This is a genomic window from Frankia sp. R43 (assembly GCF_001306465.1).
GTDB classification, from domain to species: Bacteria; Actinomycetota; Actinomycetes; order Frankiales; family Frankiaceae; genus Parafrankia; species Parafrankia irregularis.
Map to the genome: position 1 here is coordinate 1,576,745 of NZ_LFCW01000001.1, position 15,028 is coordinate 1,591,772.

9 protein-coding genes are annotated in these 15,028 nt (G+C 72.5%); 2 read left to right on the top strand and 7 right to left on the bottom strand.

The window, feature by feature from the left end; all coding sequences use genetic code 11:
* The first annotated feature begins 103 nt into the window (after positions 1-103).
* Positions 104-1,348, top strand: a complete 1,245-nt coding sequence (locus tag ACG83_RS05960) for an endonuclease/exonuclease/phosphatase family protein (protein WP_235497684.1) — start codon at positions 104-106, stop codon at positions 1,346-1,348.
* 151 nt (positions 1,349-1,499) lie between these two features.
* On the opposite strand, the gene ACG83_RS05965 is transcribed toward ACG83_RS05960, so the two are convergent.
* On the bottom strand, positions 1,500-2,276 hold the full coding sequence (locus tag ACG83_RS05965; protein ID WP_054565048.1) for an enoyl-CoA hydratase/isomerase family protein: 777 nt from the start codon (positions 2,274-2,276) through the stop codon (positions 1,500-1,502).
* A 425-nt stretch (positions 2,277-2,701) separates the two neighbouring features.
* Here ACG83_RS05965 and glgX point away from each other — a divergent pair, with 425 nt between their 5' ends.
* Positions 2,702-5,101 carry a glycogen debranching protein GlgX gene (gene glgX, locus ACG83_RS05970; RefSeq protein ID WP_063792978.1) on the top strand — a complete coding sequence of 800 codons (2,400 nt, stop codon included), beginning with the start codon at positions 2,702-2,704 and terminating at the stop codon, positions 5,099-5,101.
* A 10-nt stretch (positions 5,102-5,111) separates the two neighbouring features.
* Here the strand turns inward: glgX and glgP are convergent, their stop codons facing one another.
* From glgP to ACG83_RS06000, 6 genes are all read right to left on the bottom strand, one after another.
* Positions 5,112-7,682 (bottom strand): alpha-glucan family phosphorylase, encoded by a 2,571-nt coding sequence (gene glgP, locus ACG83_RS05975; RefSeq protein ID WP_054565049.1) that lies wholly within the window; start codon positions 7,680-7,682, stop codon positions 5,112-5,114.
* 100 nt (positions 7,683-7,782) lie between these two features.
* On the bottom strand, positions 7,783-9,801 hold the full coding sequence (acs, locus tag ACG83_RS05980; RefSeq protein WP_054565050.1) for an acetate--CoA ligase: 2,019 nt from the start codon (positions 9,799-9,801) through the stop codon (positions 7,783-7,785).
* 198 nt (positions 9,802-9,999) lie between these two features.
* Positions 10,000-10,842, bottom strand: coding sequence for a hypothetical protein (locus ACG83_RS05985; protein WP_054565051.1), 843 nt, complete (start codon positions 10,840-10,842; stop codon positions 10,000-10,002).
* Positions 10,839-12,020: a cysteine protease StiP family protein gene (locus ACG83_RS05990; RefSeq protein WP_054565052.1), complete on the bottom strand. Its 1,182-nt coding sequence runs from the start codon at positions 12,018-12,020 to the stop codon at positions 10,839-10,841. The genes ACG83_RS05985 and ACG83_RS05990 overlap by 4 nt, the downstream gene beginning before the upstream one ends.
* Positions 12,017-13,642 (bottom strand): phosphoribosyltransferase family protein, encoded by a 1,626-nt coding sequence (locus tag ACG83_RS05995; RefSeq protein ID WP_083473032.1) that lies wholly within the window; start codon positions 13,640-13,642, stop codon positions 12,017-12,019. Before ACG83_RS05995 ends, ACG83_RS05990 begins: the two co-directional genes overlap by 4 nt.
* Positions 13,639-14,832 (bottom strand): HpcH/HpaI aldolase/citrate lyase family protein, encoded by a 1,194-nt coding sequence (locus ACG83_RS06000; protein WP_054565053.1) that lies wholly within the window; start codon positions 14,830-14,832, stop codon positions 13,639-13,641. Before ACG83_RS06000 ends, ACG83_RS05995 begins: the two co-directional genes overlap by 4 nt.
* Between the last annotated feature and the right edge of the window lie 196 nt (positions 14,833-15,028).

Below are 15,028 nucleotides of genomic sequence, written 5' to 3' on the forward strand. Positions count from 1 at the left end.
ACGACCACGGCGAACTCGCACCGGACGCTCCGGTCCGACCCGCGGCGGATGCTCCGTCCGACCCACTGCCGGGCGCTACGCGGTGACCAGTCACGCTTGTCAGGTGAGTCTCGCGAAGGACGTCGGCCGGCGCCTGGGCCTGCGCGCCCCCTCAGCAGGCGGCCGCCGGGCCGCCGGTGGCGACGGCGACGGCGACCGGCCAGGCGGAACAGGTGGCACGGGCGGCGCCGGTGGCACACCGGCGGTCCCCGCCGTCGGACCGACCGGTGCCGGCGGCGGCCGGGGCGGTACCAGCCGCGGCGGTACCAGCGGTGGCGGTTCGGGCGGCCCGGCGGGGCGGCGCGGGGGCGCCGGGGGAAGCGGTGGCACCGCACCGTCCACGGTGACGGGGCGGGAGCTGCTGGTCGCCGCCGCGTGGCTCGTCACGGCGGCTCTCGCCATCATCGCGGTCGGGCGGCTCGTCCACCTCGACGACGCGATCACCTGGCCCTACACGGTGGCCAACGCGCTGACGCCGTTGCTCTATCTGCCCGTGTACGCCGCCCTGGCCATCGGCTTCGCGCTGCGGCGCGGCCGCCTCATGATGCTCTGCGGCCTGGTCGCGGTGGCACACCTGTTCTGGGCGGTACCGGAGCTCTTCCCGGGTGGTCCGGAGAACGCCCCACAGGGCTCGGCCCGGCTGCGGGTGATGACGGCGAACCTGCTGTACCACAACGCCGAGGCGGGCCGCCTCGGTGACCAGATCCGCCGCGCCAGCCCGGACGTCCTCGTCCTCGTCGAGCTCTCGCCGCTGACGCTGACGAAGCTGCGCGATTCGGGTGCGCTCGCGGACTACCGCTATTCCGAGGTCCACCCCCAGGAGGGCGCTTTCGGCGCGGCGGTGTTCTCCCGGTTCCCGCTCTCGGACGCGGCGACGCCCGAGGTCGCCGGGTACGCCTCGCTGCGGGCGACGGTGCGGGTCGACGAGCGCCGGTCGTTCGTCGTCCACGCCGTGCACACCATCGCGCCGACGAGCGGGGAGTACGCGCGGGCGTGGCGCGACCAGCTCGACCACCTGCGGGCGGAGGTGGCGGCGTCCAGGCTCCCGGTTGTTCTCGCCGGGGACTTCAACGCGACCCGTGACAACCGGCCGCTGCGCGAGCTGATCTCCGCCGGGGTACGCGACGCGCATGACGTCGTGGGCGCGGGGTGGACCCCGACCTGGAACGCGAGCATGTTCGCGGTTCCGCCGATCGCCCGGATCGACCACATCCTGGCCTCACCGGCCTTCGCGATCACCGGCTACCAGGTCGGCTCCGAGTTCGGCAGTGATCACAAGCCGGTACTCGCCGACCTGGCCATGCGCTGAGCGCAGGCCGCGCACCGCAGTCCCACCCGGCCCGCGGGCTTCGGGCTGCGGCTCCGACTGGCGCTGCTACCGGACACGATCTGAGGACTTTGGTCGTCACAACGACCAAAGTCCTCAGATCTTCGGATGGACCAGGCCCCCGAGGACCGGTCTACCGCCCGACGAAGTCGGCCTTGCCGGGGCCGTTCGCGATGAACGAGTCCATCCCCAGCCTGCGGTCCTCGGTGCCGAACAGGCCGACGAACAGGGCCGACTCCAGCCGCAACGCCTCGGAGAGGGCGAGCTCGGAGCCGTCGTCGATCGCCTGCTTCGCCGCCGCGAGGGCCAGCGCCGGGCCGGCCACATACCGCCCCGCCAGCCGCAGAGCCTCCGCGTACACCTCGTCGGCGGGCACGACCCGGTCGGCGAGGCCGATCGCCTCCGCCTCGGCGGCGCGCACCTGCCGGCCGCTGAACACCAGGTCCTTCGCGCGGGCCGGACCGACGAGCCGGGGCAGCCGCTGCGTGCCGCCGGCGCCGGGGATGACACCGAGCGTGATCTCCGGCAGGCCGACCTTGGCGTTGTCCGCGAAGACCCGGAAGTCGGCGCACAGCGCGAGCTCCAGCCCGCCGCCGAGGGCGTAGCCGGTGACGGCGGCGATGACCGGCTTCGGGATCCGCGCGATCAGCTCGAAGACACCGGTCAGGTCACGGACCCAGCTGGCGATGCCGGCGACGTCCAGCCCGGCCATCTCCTTGATGTCCGCCCCCGCGGCGAACACCTTCTCGCCGCCGTAAAGGACGACCGCACGGATGTCGCGACGTTCGGTGGCCTCCTGGACCGCGACCCGCAGGTCGGCGGTGAGCGCGGCGCTCAGCGCGTTCATCGGCGGACGATCCAGCCTGATCGTCCCGACTCCGTCGGCGACCTCCAGCCGCACGAGCGCCATCCCGAACCTCCACCTCGCCGTGAAACCGTGGGCCGCGCAACCGCACCGTGGCCGCGACCACAGCCGTGACCGTGACCGTGCCGTGACCCCTCGGGGACCTGGCAAACCCTAGCCGAGCCGGCCCCGTCGGCGGGGCGGACAGCGTCGAGGGTCACCGCTCGCCGTCGGTTCCATGGCAGCCGACGAAGGGCCACCCGCAGCCACCGGCCGCCACCTGTCTCCATCCGTCGCGTCTCCATCCGTCGCGCCCACCTCGGCCCGAGGCAGGCCGGCGGCGGCCGGTGCGATCACGGCGGGTAGGTGGCGAACCCCGGACCGCGTCGATCCGGACAAGGATCCAAGCAAGGAAGTGACGCATCTCACTTGTCTGACCGACAGGACACGTTTCCAGGACCAGCCGGCTCGCCCGCGTTAGCGTCGAAGCCATGATCCGTCCCGGCAGCGCGCAGTCGCTCGGCGTCCGCTGGGACGGGGCCGGCGTCAACATCGCCGTCGCCGCACCGCACGCCGAAGCCGTCGACTTCTGCCTCTTCGACGACCTGGACGGCACCGGCGAGCGCAGGCACCGGCTGCCCGAGCGGGATGGCGGGGTCTGGCACGGCTACCTCGACGGGGTCCGCCCGGGCCAGCTCTACGGCCTGCGCGCGCACGGCCCGTACGCGCCGGAGCTCGGCTACCGCTACAACCCGGCGAAACTGCTGCTCGACCCGTACGCGCGCCAGGTGACCGGCGACTTCGTGCCGCATCCGGCGGTGCACGGGTTCTCCGACGGTGATCCGTACGGGCGCGAACCGGACGACCGCGACTCGGCGCCGTATGTGCCGAAGGGCGTCGTCACCGGGACGGCCACCGGCCCCGACCCCACCGCGAACCGGCCGGGCATCCCGTGGTCCGACACGATCGTTTACGAGCTGCACGTCCGCGGCTTCACCCGGCGCCACCCCGCCGTGCCCGAGCCGCTGCGCGGAACCTACGCGGGCCTGGCGCACCCGGCGGTCATCGACCACCTGCGCCAACTCGGGGTCACCGCCGTCGAACTGCTGCCCGTCCACGCCCACATCTCCGAGATGTCGCTGCTCGAGCAGGGACTCACCAACTACTGGGGCTACAACACGCTGGGCTTCTTCGCCCCCCATCCGGGCTATGCGGCCACCGCGGACCCGGTGGGCGAGTTCCGCGCCATGGTCGCGGCGCTGCACGAGGCCGGCCTCGAAGTGCTGCTGGACGTCGTCTACAACCACACCGCCGAGGGCAACGAACGCGGGCCGACGCTGAGCCTGCGCGGGCTCGACAACGCCGAGTACTACCGGTTGGAGCCCAACGACCCACGGCGCTACCGCGATGTGACCGGCTGCGGCAACACCGTCGATCCGACGTCCCCCCATGCCGTGCAGCTCATCTGCGACTCGCTGCGGTACTGGGTCACCGAGATGGGGGTCGACGGGTTCCGGTTCGATCTCGCCACCGCGCTCGCCCGCGCCCCGGAGGGCTACGACCCCGGCGCTCCCCTGCTCACCGCGATCCACGCCGATCCGCTGCTGGGCTCGGTGAAGCTGATCGCGGAGCCCTGGGACCTGGGCTGGGCCGGCTACCAGGTCGGTGCGTTCCCCGCACCGTGGTCGGAGTGGAACGGCCGGTATCGCGACACGGTGCGGGACGTCTTCAGCGGGCGCACCGGCAGCGTCGCCGATCTCGGGTACCGCGTCACCGGCTCGTCCGACCTGTTCGAGCACGACGGCCGCCGGCCCTGGGCCTCGGTGAACTTCGTGACCGCGCACGACGGCTTCCCGCTCGCGGATCTCGTCTCGTACCGGGAGAAGCACAACGAGGCCAACCTCGAGGGCAACCGGGACGGCGAGTCGGAGAACCGGTCGGCGAACTTCGGCGCCGAAGGCCCGACCGACGACCCGCAGATCCTGGCCACCCGTCGGCGGGTACGGCGCGCGCTGATCAGCACGCTGCTGCTGTCCGCCGGCGTGCCGATGCTGGTGGCGGGCGACGAGCTGGGACGTTCGCAGCAGGGCAACAACAACGCCTACTGCCAGGACAACCCGGTCTCCTGGCTGGCCTGGCCGGCATGGTCCACGGACGTGCGGGCGCCGGCGGACAGGGAGACACCGGCGGACGGAGAGACACCAGAGGCTGGCCCGGCCCAGGATGGCCCGGACCCGGACAGTTCTGACCCGGACAGCTCCGGCCCAGCCGATGTGGACCCGGCCGGCTCGGACCCGGCGCTGCTCGCCCTGGTCAGCGGGCTCACCAGGCTGCGGCGGACGTCCCCGGTGCTGCGCCGGGAGCGGTTCTTCCGCGGTGGGGCGGTCGACGGCGACATCCTGCCGGACATCACCTGGCTGCGGGCGGACGGCGCGGTGATGTCACCGGCGGACTGGAACGCCCCACAGGTGGCGATCCTGGTGGCCCACCTGGCCGGTACGTCGATCGAGTGGTCCGATCCGGCCGGGCAGCCGATCGCCGGCGACAGCCTGCTGCTCGTGATCCATCCCGACGGCGTGGACGGACCGCTCGTGCTGCCCGGCGAACCGTGGGCCGCCGGCTACGAGCTGCTGCTGGACACCGCCGAGGACGACCTCGCCGGCTTCCCCGGCACGATCGACGCACCGCGGCGGTCGCTGGGCCCCGGGGAGACGCTGCTCGTCCGCGGCCACGCCGTCGTCGTCCTGCGGGCACTGCCCGCGCGCCGCGCCACGGTGATCCCCGCATCCGGTGCGGACACGGGGATCACCGAGCCAGGCGAGCCAGCAGCACAGCCCGAACAGCCCGAACAGCCCGGGCCAGCCGAGCAGCCCGGGCCGGCGGCGCAGTAGCGAACCTCGGTCAGGGGTTGGTGACCAGGCCCAGCTCGGCCGGGCTCGCGAGGAGCGGGTGGCGCGGCAGCACCCGCACCGTGTAGCCGAACGGACCGGTCCGCCCCAACGGGATGGTGCCCTCGAAGCGGTGGCCGTGGCCGCCCTCGCCCTCACCCTCACCCACCTCGCGCAGCGAGAGGGTGCTGGCGGTGAGGATGCGGTCGGTCTCGTCCACCCGGCCGTAGGAGGCGATCACGTCGACGTCTGCGAGGTCCAGGCCGCCGAGGTCGACGGTCGCCCGGACGACCAGGGACTGGCCCACCTGGGGGGTGTCGCCGAGTCCCGCGGAGTCGACGTTGAGCACCCGCACGCCCGACCAGCCCGCGCGCACGCGCTGCTTCCACGCCGCGAGATCACGGGCACCTGCCAGGTCATGCTCGGCCGTCTGGCTGGCGGAGCGGCCGGCCGGCACGTAGTAGCGCTCGACGTACTCGCGCACCATGCGGGTGGCCAGCACCTGCGGCCCGAGGGTCGACAGCGTGTGCTTGACCATCGCCGTCCACCGCGGCGGGTGGGCCGACGGCACCGGCCGGTCGTAGAAGCGCGCGGTGACGGTGTTCTCCAGCAGGTCGTACAGGGCCGCCGACTCGATGTCGTCGCGCCGGTCGGGGTCCTCCACACCGTCCGCGGTCGGGATCGCCCAGCCGTTCTGGCCGTCGAACATCTCGTCCCACCAGCCGTCCCGGATGGACAGGTTCAGGCAGCCGTTGAGGGCGGCCTTCATCCCGGACGTGCCGCACGCCTCCAGCGGGCGCAGCGGGTTGTTCAGCCAGACGTCGCTGCCGGCGTAGAGGTAGCGGGCCATGCCGATGTCGTAGTCCGGCAGGAAGACGATCCGGTGCCGCACGCCGGGGCTGTCGGCGAACTGCACGATCTGCTGGACGAGCAGCTTGCCGCCGTCGTCCGCGGGATGCGCCTTGCCGGCGATGACCATCTGGACGGGGCGCTCGGCGTGCAGCAGCAGGCGCTTGAGCCGCTCGGAGTCGCGCAGCATCAGGGTCAGCCGCTTGTAGGACGGCACCCGGCGGGCGAAGCCGATCGTGAGCACGTCGGGGTCGAACACCGACTCGACCCAGTCGAGCTCGCCCGGCGCGGCACCGCGCTGCAGCCACGACGCGCGCACCCGGCGCCGGATCTCGGCGACGAGCTGTTCGCGCAGCTCACGGCGGGTCGCCCAGATCGCCTCGTCGGACACCCGGTCGAACTGGGCGAAGCCGGCGGCGTCACCGCTGAGCAGGCCGGGGCCGGTCTGACGGTCCGCAAGCTCGACGACGGCGCGGGACACCCAGGTCGGTGCGTGCACGCCGTTGGTGACGGAGCCGATCGGCACCTCGCTGTGGTCGAAGCCGGGCCACAGCGCGGCGAACATCTCACGGCTGACGATGCCGTGCAGGCTGCTGACGCCGTTGGAGCGCTGGGCGAGCCGCAGGCCCATGTGGGCCATGTTGAACACGTTGGGGTCAGGCTCGGCGCCGAGTTCGAGGACCCGCTCGACCGGCACGCCGGGCCAGGTGTTGTCGCCGCCGAAATGCCGCGCGACCAGGTCCTTGGGGAAGCGGTCGATGCCGGCCGGCACCGGCGTGTGGGTGGTGAACAGCGTGCCCGCGCGCGCCGCCTCCAGAGCCTCGTCGAAGCTCAGGCCGGTCTCGGTCAGCTCGCGGATGCGCTCCAGCCCGAGGAAGCCGGCGTGCCCCTCGTTGGTGTGGTACACGGTCGGGGCGGGCTCACCGGTTACCGCGGAGTAGGCCCGCAGCGCCCGGACACCGCCGATGCCCAGCAGCATCTCCTGCAGCAGCCGGTGGTCGGTCCCACCGCCGTAGAGCCGGTCGGTGACGCTGCGCTCGGCGGAGGAGTTGTCCTCGACGTCCGAGTCCAGCAGGAGCAGCGGAACCCGTCCGACCTGCGCCTTCCAGATCTGCGCGTGCAGGGTGCGGCCCTCGGGCAGGCCGACGGCGACCTTCACCGGCACGCCGCCCGAGTCGGTGAGCTGGGTCAGCGGCAGGCCGTGCGGGTCGATCCCGGGGTAGCGCTCCTGCTGCCAGCCGTCCCGCGACAGCGACTGGACGAAGTAGCCGGCCCGGTAGAGCAGGCCGACCCCGATGATCGGCACCCCGAGGTCGCTCGCGGTCTTCAGGTGGTCGCCGGCCAGGATCCCCAGACCACCGGAGTACTGCGGCAGCACCTCGGTGATGCCGAACTCCGGCGAGAAGTAGGCGATGGCGCGCGGAGCGTCCGCGATCGCCTGCTTCTGGTACCAGCGATCGGTGGTCAGGTAGTCCTGCAGGTCGTCCGCGGCGTCGGACAGCCGGCGAAGGAACTTCCGGTCCGTCGAGAGCGCCACGAGACGGTCGTGGTCGACCTCGCCGAGCAGCCGGACAGGATCGCCCTTGCAGGCCCGCCACAGCTCCGGATCGACGGACTCGAACAGGTCCAGCGTATCCGGATGCCACGACCAGCGAAGGTTCAGAACCAGCTCTCCCAGAGCAGCGAGCTGCTCTGGGAGCTGGGCACGGACAGTGAATCGGCGCAGCGCTCTCACGAAACGGGAAGCCTAAACAGGGAGCATGAACTTCCCGCACCCGGGTTCGGCGCGGCGGTAAAGAAGCGGGAACAACTTCGCCGCTATCCGCCCAGGACGACTACTCGTCCGGGGCGGTGGCGACCTTCGCCGCGAGTGCGGCCATGACCGACGGGTCGCGCAGGGTCGTGACATCGCCGAGCTCACGGCCTTCGGCGACGTCCCGGAGCAGCCGCCTCATGATCTTCCCGGAGCGGGTCTTGGGCAGGTCCTCCGCCCAGATCACCCGCCGCGGACGGGCGAGCTTGCCGATCCGGTGGGCCACGTGGTCACGAAGCTCCGCGATCATGTCGTCGTCGCCGACCTGGTCAGCGCGCAGCGTCACGAAGGCCACGATGGCCTGGCCGGTGTCGGCGTCGGCCTGGGCCACGACCGCGGCCTCGGCGACCGCCTCGTGCGAGACCAGCGCCGACTCGACCTCGGCGGTGGACAGCCGATGACCCGACACGTTGATCACGTCGTCGATCCGGCCGATGATCCAGAAGTAGCCGTCGGCGTCGAGGCGCGCCGCGTCCCCGACCAGGTAGGTCCGCGGGCCGAACCGGGAGAAGTACGTCTGGACGAACCGCTCGTCGTCGCGGTACAGGGTGCGCAGCATCGACGGCCACGGACTGGTGATCACCAGGACGCCGGTGCCCTCGGCCAGCGGCTCACCGTCCTCGGTCAGCAGCGCCGGGGTGATGCCGGGCAGCGGCCTGGTCGCCGACCCGGGCTTCGTCGAGGTGACCCCGGGAATCGGCGAGATCATGATCGAGCCGGTCTCGGTCTGCCACCAGGTGTCCACGATCGGGCAACGCCCGCCGCCGATCACCTCGTGGTACCACAGCCACGCCTTCGGGTTGATCGGCTCACCGACCGAGCCGAGCACCCGCAGCGAGGACAGGTCGTGGCGGGCCGGGTACTCGGCACCCCACTTGATGCACGCCCGGATCGCCGTCGGCGCGGTGTAGAAGATGGTGACCTTGTATTCGGCGATCAGCCGCCACCAGATGTCGAAGTCCGGATAGTCCGGCGCCCCCTCGTACATCACGCTCGTCACGCCGTTCGACAGCGGTCCGTACACGATGTAGGAGTGCCCGGTGATCCAGCCGACGTCGGCCGAGCACCAGTAGACGTCCGTTTCCGGATCCAGGTCGAACACCGCGCGGTGGGTGTAGGTCGCGCCGAGCAGATAGCCGCCGGTCGTGTGCAGAATGCCCTTCGGCTTCGCCGTGGAGCCGGAGCTGTAGAGGATGAACAGCGGGTGCTCGGCGCCGAGCGGCGCCGGCGGGCACACCGGGTCCGCGGCCGCGAGCAGCTCGTCGTACCAGACGTCCCGCCCGGCGCGCATCGCCGTCTCGACCCCGCCGACCGGGCCGGTGGAGCGCACGACCACCACGTGCTCCAGCTTCGGCAGGTCCGCCATCGCCTCGTCCACGCCGGCCTTCACCGCCGCCGTGCGGCCCTTGCGGCGCGCCCCGTCGACGGTGATCAGCACCTTCGCGTCGGAGACCTCCATGCGCTCCCGCACCGCCGACGGCGCGAACCCGCCGAAGACCACGTTGTGGACCGCGCCGATCCGGGCGCAGGCCAGCATCGCGACCGCGACCTCGGGGATCATCGGCAGGTAGATGCCGACCACGTCACCGGCGGCCACACCCAGCGAAAGCAGGCCGTTCGCCAGCTTCTGCGTGTCGGCGAGCAGCTCGGCGTACGTGACGTCCCGGCGCTCGCCCTCCTCCCCGCGCCAGTGGTAGGCGACCCGCTCCCCCAGCCCGGCCGCGACATGGCGGTCCAGGCAGTTCGCCGACACGTTGAGCTCGCCGTCGTCGAACCAGCGGTAGAACGGCGGGTTCGTGTCGTCGAGCACCCGGGTGAACGGCTTGTCCCAGCTCAGCAGCTCCCGAGCCTTCGCCGCCCAGAACCCGACCGGATCGGCGGCCGCGGCCTGCGCGTCGGCCTGCTCGGGCTGGCGCGGCGTGAAACCGGCCGGCGGGTCGAAGCTCTCGACCGCCAGCAACCGCGCAAGCTCCGCCTCCAGCTCACCACCGGCGGAGCCGGCACCGGCCCGGCTGGCATCGCCCGTGTCTGTCGCGGCCATGGATTTCCTCCCACAGGCGTCGGCGTGGTCAACCCCCGTGTTTCCACGGTGTATCACGACGTCCCCGGTACGTCCCAGGCCCGCACGGCCTTCGAGCGGCGAGCGGCGCACCCCGGGCGGCGGACGGTCCGGCGACGGACGAACGGAGGCGGGACGGACGTCGGACGTCCGACGTCCGACGTACCGGGGGACGCACGGTCAGGAGGCCGCCAGCTGCCCGGCGCGCACCCAGGTGTCCAGCAGGCCGAGGAGCTCCTCGGAGGCGAGCAGCCCGGTCCCGCTCGTCACCGTCAGGTTCGGCGCCACCCAGCCCAGCTCGTGCAGCTCACCGTGCGCCGGACGCACCGCCCGGTCCGCGGCGGACAGCATCGGCATGTCGAGCACCGAGTCACCGGCGGCGAACACCCGGGACGCACCGGCGCGGCGAGCGACCTCCGCCACCGCCGCCTGCTTGGTGAGCGGTCCCGGAACCAGGTAGACCTTGCGCCCCTGGGACGACAGCGACCACCCGGCGGCGGCCACCTCGGCGGCGACCTCGGACAGGTCCGGAATCGCCTCCCGGCTGTGCGCGACCAGGTAGACGAACAGGTCGTCGGCCACCCGGACCAGCCGGGCCCAGTCCTGCGTCCCGAGCCGTTCGGCCAGTTCGAGCACCTGGGCCAGCGGGGCGCACCCGTCGGCGAGGCGCGCGGCGATCTCGCCGGCCCACACCGGGTCGGGAACACCGTCGACGAGCAGGTGCCCGCCGTTGGCCGCGACCGCGTACCGGGGCCGCAGCCCCAGGTCGACCCGCTGGTACTGGGCGAGGGTGCGGGTGGTGACCGGGGTGAAGACCGCCGTCCGCTGCAGGTCGGCCAGCAGCCGCAGCGTCACGTCGCTGGAGAACGAGTACGCGGCGCCGTCGATCTGCTCGACCCCGGTGACCTCGGGTTCCGCGGCTCCCGGTGCCAGCCCGAAGTGCTTGCGGGAGAAGATCAGCGTCAGATCGAGATCGCAGGCGAGCAGCGCGGTGCCAGCCCCCGCGCTGTCCTGGGCGGTCATGAGGCCACCGGGCGCCAGCGCGCCGCCGGTGTGTGGAACACCGGCCCGTCACCGGACTCGGTGCGGACCGGCCGGACCAGGCCGACGCAGGAGAACGGCAGGTCCGCCATCTCCTCCACCGGAACTCCGCGCGCCTGCGCGAGCGCGAGCACGTGGGCGAGCTCGTCGAGCCGGTCGGGCGCGACCAGGATGCGCCACGGCACCCGGCGCAGCAGCACCCGGGTGGCCTCCCCGACACCGGGCTTCACCATGATCACATCCGGGATGTCGAACTGGTCCGCGATGCGCTCGACCGCGGCCCAGCCGTCCCAGGTCGGTGTGCGGTCGGCGGACCACAGCCGCGGCCACTCGCGGTCGACCTCGTCCGCGACGTCGTCGAACCAGCCGACGATCGTGTCGACGAAGTGCTGCGACAGGTCGTGCTCGGCCAGCTCCCGGTAGAACTTCGCGCCGTGGAAGTCGTCCGGGCCGATGTGCTCGGCGTTCAGGACAGTGCGGCTGACCAGGCCGCTGACGGTCGAGTTCAGGCAGGCGCTGGGGATCAGGAAGTCGTCGCGGGTGCCGAACAGCGGCACGCACCGGGCCGGGTCCGCGAGCACGGCGAGGGTGTCGTCGAGGCGCAGGTCGGGCCCGAGCCCGCGCACCGCCTCGGTCAGCACCCTCGTCATCACGCCCTTGCCGGTCCAGCCGTCGACGAACTGGACCGCCTCGGGGGCGTGCCGGTCGGTGATGTGGCGCACCGCGTTCAGGTCGAGGCCCCGGTCCTTGATGACCGAGATCGCGTAATGCGGGACGTCGAGGCCGTGCCGGAACAGGTACCAGCGCCGCATCAGGATGCCGATCGGCGTGCCCGCCCGGGCGATCGACGCGAGCACCGGGGCCGGCTTGGTGTGCCGGACGAGCTCGGCCACGATCCCGGTGGCCAGCGCCACCCGCCGCGCCGAACGTTCCAGCGCCTGCCGGTAGATGTCCAGGTACGCGGCATCGGGCTGGTACTCGATCGGCAGGTCCTCGGAGTAGTGCCGGCCGGACTGGAAGCCCTCCTCGCGGTCCTCCGTCGGCCGTTCGAGGTTCGCGTCGCTCAGGTCGGTGAGCAGGAAGGTGACGTCCTCGGGCAGGTATGAGCCGGAACCGATCAGTGGCCGGCCGCCGGGCCCGAGGGGCTGGGAGAAGCTCATACGGCACCTTCCGCGGGGTGCCCACCGGCCGCCGGCGCGGGGCGGGGAGGCACGTGGCTGGGAATGGTCACGACGGTCACCGGTGCGCAGGCACCGAGCGCCACGACGAGGCCGTCCACGGCGGGGGCGCCGGGCACGGGCCCGCGGCCGTCCAGTGCCGCGTCGACGACGACCACGATGTCCTCGTAGCGTCCGGGTGCCACGTTGTAGACGTGGCTGACCCGGGATGGGTCGTCCGGCGCGGGGAAGGTCAGCGCCGATCGGATGGCGTACCCGTCCACGTCGAGGGGGTGCACCGGCGAGCGGGTGGTCGACTGGTAGAAGATCCGTCGTTCGGTGCGCTCCACCAGGCACTGCGCGAGGCGCATCGGCACGTACATCAGCTCCTCGGTGCCCAGGACCAGGATGTCCCCACCCGCGCTGGGGTCACCGCCGCGGGCGGCACCGATGCCGGCCAGCACCTCGTCGGCCACGGCGGGGAGCTCCGCGGTGAGCCGCTCCCGGGTGTGCTGGGACCAGCCGTGCCGCGCGCCGTCCGGCAGACCGGCGGGCCAGGGCACCGTGACCCGGGTGACCGCACCAGCCGGGTCGGCCGGGTCGGCCACACCAGCCGTGTCGGCCGGGTCGACGGAACCCGCGTCGCCGGCGGCGGCGCCACCGGTGGCGGCGCTACCGGCGGCGTCAGCGCCAGCGGCGCCGTGTGCCGAGCCGTCGACCGCGGGTCCGGGTGCCGGTTCGGGCGCAGCGGCGGTGCCGACGCTGCCGCGGATGCGGGTGGCCCGTTCGGTGACGTCCACCGGCACCGCGACCGTCGCCGCGACCAGCGAGACGACGTCGATGCGCACCCCCAGCTCGGCGGCGAGCGCCGCGAAGGCAGCCCGTGCGGCCGGTGGCCGGGCATCGACGAGCGCGGCCACCGCGTAGTCCGTCCGGGGGGCGAACGCGTGCAGGATGCGGATGGTGCCGAGCGCGGTACGCCCGGTGGACAGCTCGTCGTCGACGAGGAGCAGCCGTCCGGGCTGGGCCAGCACGTCCGGGTCCTGCGGCATGAGCCAGTGGTGGGTCGCGTGCGAATGGGACTCGACGAACTCCAGCAGCGGGGTGCTGCCCGGAACCTGCCGGCGCGTCGTGTGCAGGTAGTGGCTGTTCGGCAGTCCGTCGGCGACCGCGTGGCCCAGCGCGGTGGCGGTCTCGCAGTAACCGATGACGATCGGCACCGGCGCCGCCGCGGGCCCCGGCCCGGCCCACCGGCCCGGCTCGGGCAGCGCCCGGACCAGCGCGGCCAGGCGGGCGCCGGCGTCGAGCGCGACCTCGGGTGGCACCGGGAGATGCTTGCCGAGCACCCGGCTGACCAGCAGATGGGCGCGCCGGGGGTTACGCCGCAGCGCGAGTCCCACCAACCGGCGCAGGGCCAGCTCGTCGAGCTCGTCGGCCGGCTCGCCACCGCGGATCTCCACGCCCAGGCCCAGGGCCTCCCACAGCCAGTCCTCGTCCGCCAGGTTCGCGGCCAGGCTCGCGGCCAGGCTCGCGGCCGGGGTCTGCGCCGGCGGGTCGGCCAGGTGATCGGCCGGCTGCCCCGCCGCGCCGTTTCGGGTGCCCTCGCCGGGCATCACCGCCGTCAACGGAGTGCGTCCTGAGTGGCCGCCAGGACGTCGACGAAGGTCAGGTGCTCGCGCAGCACACCGAAGGCCCGCGCACGGCGCCGGACGGCCTCGGCCCACAACCGGTGCGGGCGAAGCTCGTTCATCTTGTTCTCATAGCTGCTGGCCCGAACCCCGCCCGCGTCGCCGGCAAGAATCACCTCCGCGTCCTCGTACTCCTCCTGGGTGACCACATGGAGCGCCTGTACCGCCGGCACATGGCTCGGATGGATCACCGTCTTGCCGATCAGGCCGTTGGCCTTGTCGAGAACGACCTCGCGAATGAGGCGGTCCAGGTCGGCCGAGACGAGCTCGGACCGGATACGCGCTCCGCGCTCGCTGCCCTCGATCAGGTCCGCTTCCTCGAACGGCGTGACTCTCAGTGCACTGACAAACAAACGCTCCGGCTGCGCGAAGTACTCCCACACCGGCCCGGTGACAACATGGTCACCGCCCCGGGCGCAGATATTCACGATGTCCGCGATGCAGTCCCGGACCACGGCGATGTCGTAGATCGTGAGGTCCCGGTCACGACGTAGCCCGAACAGCCCGGAGAGATCGGTGGCCCCCAACCGCACCGCAAGCACGTTGTCCGCGTGCTTGTCGATCAGGCGTCGCACCCCGCCCAGCGCGTCGACCCTGGTTTCCCGGAAAATGACCGACGGGCTCTCCAGCACCGGCATCGCCCACAGCGGGCGGCCGAGGATCTCCGAACCGCGCAGCACCTCCTCCAGCGCCGCCTCGCCGTTCTCGATTCCGAACTTCGGCAGCACGAAACCCGCGAGAAGCCCGCGCGCCGCCTCGCCCATTCGGGCCAGCAGGGTCGACATCTGGGTAACGGTGCGGACCCGGATGAAGAGCAGCGGCACACCATCGCCACAGGTCGGCGGATCCTCGCCGAGGTTCGCCAGGGCCGCGATCACGTTGTCCTCGGCGTCGACCACCTCGTGGTCTGCGATCGCGTCCTCCAGGCAGAGGACCATCGAGGTCACGCCGGCCGCCACCTGCCGTCGGACGTCCCTGGCCAGGCGCGGCCTGGTACCCGGGGCGTAGAGGGTCGCGCCAAGGGCGGTGGCCACCAGTCGACGGTCGTCGCCCGCGACGATCTCCTGGGGAGCGCGGTGGAACAGCGCCCCGGCGGTATCGCCGTCGAGGAAGCTGAAATGACGCAAACTGCGCGCTCCTGTCAGATCGATCCGACGGTGAGGCCGAGGGCGTGACCGCGCAGGTCGCAGGGCCTCCGGCGGGGCCTGGGGCCCGTGGCGCTGACGGTACCCCGACCTTTCACCGATCCGGGACGAAACTCCACACGACGACTGGGTGGACAACTCCTTGTCCGACGGCAAACGGGCCGCCGCCCCATGACAG